This window comes from Aerococcus sp. L_32, from assembly GCF_050689315.1.
Map to the genome: position 1 here is coordinate 1 of NZ_JBOEQF010000378.1, position 1,832 is coordinate 1,832.

Sequence of the window (1,832 nt, forward strand, 5' to 3'; positions counted from 1 at the left end):
CCTATTTTTGCTCATATATTCACTCCTACTCATTTTGTCAAAAATATATAAGTTATTTAGACCTGACATCCTTGTCAGATTCTACACTCCTTAACTATAAATATATTATAACGCATACAAAGTCAGGTTTGGTCAAAGTATACTTGCTTTCACAAAAAAAGCCATATTCATGGCTTTTCTTCACAAAATATTCATAATTGGACTGGCGCTTTATTTGATAAAATCTTGGTACAAGCGTGATTCTTGGATCCCTTGGTTGTTGGCATATTTTCCAGAAGAATATAAATTATATTCACCGTTAATTGTATGATAGTAAATCTGGCAAATTTCAACATTTGGATAGATGCGGATTGGCTGTAAACAGTGCATTTCTAAGGTCCAGTAACCAGAGAAACCAACATCCCCAAACCCAGCCGTCACATGGATATACAAACCTAAACGACCAATTGATGAACGGCCTTCAAGCATGGGTACATATTTATCCGTTTCAGTATATTCCACTGTACGGCCTAAATACAATTTGCCTGGTTCTAATAAATAACCTTCTTCAGGAATTTGAATCGATTTCAAGGTTGGTTTTTTCTTCATATCCAACACATCATCTTCGTAATAGGCCAATTCATTTGAAAGTCTCAAGTTATAAGAATTGGGATTAACCTGACTTTCATTAAATGGCGTTATTTTAATGCCAATTCCTTGCTCTTCAGCAATTTTCTTACCTGATAAAATCATATACTCACCCTTTGTTCACTATTTTATTTCATTATACCTTTAATTTGGCAAAAAGAAAGATGGTTTCGAGCTAGTGATTTTTGGAAATAGGACACATGCAAGTAAAAACCGGAAGCCATTCACTTCCGACCAACAGTATTTGTTATGTTAAATAGGTTTTGAACAAGTCAACTCTACTTAAGTCATCTTCAACAGATACATATTCATTTAATTGATGTGGTCATTTTTCTTCACCTGGGCCAAATGTAACAAGGTCAATGTCTTTTTCCGTACTTGCAAAGGCTTCCGCGTCTGTCACTGGTGAAAGACCTCCTGGTTTAACATCCTCAGCCATCAATTCCGTCTATATAACCTTGTTTCACCATTCGTTTAGACCCGATACGGCCGATTTCTTCACCAACTGCATCAAATATTCGGGCGCTACTATTTAAGTCTGCGCCTTCTTCTTTTAGTTCACACATGATAATGACTAGGCCGAATAAACCAGATTTCATATCTGAAGTTCCGCGGTCGTATCGTTTATCACCGGTAATTTCACCAGAAAATGGCCGGAATTTCCATTCATATTCATCGCCAGCTTCAACGATATCTAAGTGTCCAGATACGACTGATTTTTTTACCTTGGTCTTACCCATATCTGCAATTAGGTTACTGCGTCCTTCGTCATATTCAACTTGTTGGGTTTCAATATCATATTTTGCGAATAGATCAGCTAGGTAATCAGCCATTTCTTTCTTATTGGCATTGACCTATTGAATTTTCACAATATATAGCAAGATTTCAATTCGTTGTTCTTTTTTCAAAATAAACCCCCTAAATTTTTATCACATAAATCGTATAAGTCTCATCCTTGTCAAAGACAATCCAGACCGTCTACAGGTGAATCGTTTAGGGGGAAATGATAATTTAGTTAGTCAGAAATAACGAGTAAAGATTTAATGGCACGGCGTTCGTCCATTGCTGCATAAGCTTCTTGCACGTCATCTAAATCAAAGGACATGTTGAATACCTTACCTGGATTGATGCGCCCATCAAGAACTGCATCTAATAAGACTGCACGGTCATGGGTTGTCACAGCTGCACGGCCACCACGAAGGCCG

General features: G+C 37.2%; 2 protein-coding genes and 1 pseudogene. All 3 read right to left on the minus strand.

Translation table 11 applies throughout. From position 1 onward, the window contains the following. Nucleotides 1-210: 210 nt before the first annotated feature. Nucleotides 211-732: a dCTP deaminase gene (gene dcd / locus ACRCJ0_RS13095; protein ID WP_069285878.1), complete on the minus strand. Its 522-nt coding sequence runs from the start codon at nucleotides 730-732 to the stop codon at nucleotides 211-213. A gap of 326 nt (nucleotides 733-1,058) precedes the next feature. Further along, the gene (locus ACRCJ0_RS13100; RefSeq protein WP_418147006.1) at nucleotides 1,059-1,460 is read right to left on the minus strand and encodes a M20/M25/M40 family metallo-hydrolase; all 402 of its coding nucleotides are present in this window, start codon (nucleotides 1,458-1,460) and stop codon (nucleotides 1,059-1,061) included. 182 nt (nucleotides 1,461-1,642) lie between these two features. Next, nucleotides 1,643-1,832: pseudogene (locus ACRCJ0_RS13105) on the minus strand (Zn-dependent alcohol dehydrogenase); the annotation flags it as partial.

Coding starts and splice junctions, on each gene's coding strand:
- ACRCJ0_RS13100 (WP_418147006.1), bottom strand. CDS start 1,460: ATGGCTGATTACCTAGCTGATCTATTCGCAAAATATGATATTGAAACC.
- dcd (WP_069285878.1), bottom strand. CDS start 732: ATGATTTTATCAGGTAAGAAAATTGCTGAAGAGCAAGGAATTGGCATT.